The organism is Bacillus sp. USDA818B3_A, from assembly GCF_009928415.1.
Taxonomy (GTDB): domain Bacteria; phylum Bacillota; class Bacilli; order Bacillales; family Cytobacillaceae; genus Neobacillus.
Genome location: NZ_JAABNN010000058.1, coordinates 1 through 721 on the forward strand (window position 1 = coordinate 1; position 721 = coordinate 721).

The 721-nt window shown below is 36.2% G+C and carries 1 protein-coding gene; it reads right to left on the bottom strand.

Translation table 11 applies throughout. The annotated features are described in order from the left end of the window. Nucleotides 1–257: 257 nt before the first annotated feature. Nucleotides 258–617 (bottom strand): hypothetical protein, encoded by a 360-nt coding sequence (locus GXK58_RS26835; RefSeq protein ID WP_237389800.1) that lies wholly within the window; start codon nucleotides 615–617, stop codon nucleotides 258–260. Nucleotides 618–721 lie beyond the last annotated feature (104 nt).

The window sequence follows — 721 nt, forward strand, 5'->3', positions numbered from 1 at the left end:
CGACGGGAATCCCACCCGTTATATGATACGACCTAGGCTCGGCCGCACACCTGCCAGTTAGCTCAACAAGAAAAAAGACCACCGCAGCGATCATCGTCTTTAACTCTTGCTACCCGATAGTTTAAGTGCATTTCTTCACAATCTTTTTCACTAATAACAAAAAAGCGATGCTTTATTAAGCATCGTCTCAATAGCAACTATCTATTTTTTGCTTAATAATAGGGTTTCAGTATTACCATCCCATTCTAACTTCACTTTTACATCAGAATCTTCAATGACTTTGGCGTTGGTTGGATTAGCTTCATCTTTATCTGTACTAAACCGTCCTTATTCAATTTCGCATCGCTCACTCCAAAACCACCTGCATTAGTCTCGATATTATAAGTTATTTCACCAACAGAGTTAATATCTTTGCCTTTAAATTGAAGTTTGAATTCCTGTGTTTCATTACCATCATTGGTTTGTATAACCTTTAATTCAGCAGACCAATTATCTGTCGCTCCTGAAAAGGTAAAAGTGTTTGAACTACAAGCTGAAAGCAATAACACTAAGACAACCAATAACGATGAAATCTTTAGAATTATAATCCCCCCATTTATTTCTTTTAATTTTACCATTTATCCAAATAGTACCATTTTTCTATTATAAATTATTAAACTTTTTAATCTAGTCGAGTAGAAGGGAGCCTTTCTACCTTGCGGTAAATTGTACTCCTCCCCCC

What these genes read in the sequence shown, in the direction of transcription:
- GXK58_RS26835 (WP_237389800.1), bottom strand. Translation starts at nt 617, where the DNA reads ATGGTAAAATTAAAAGAAATAAATGGGGGGATTATAATTCTAAAGATT.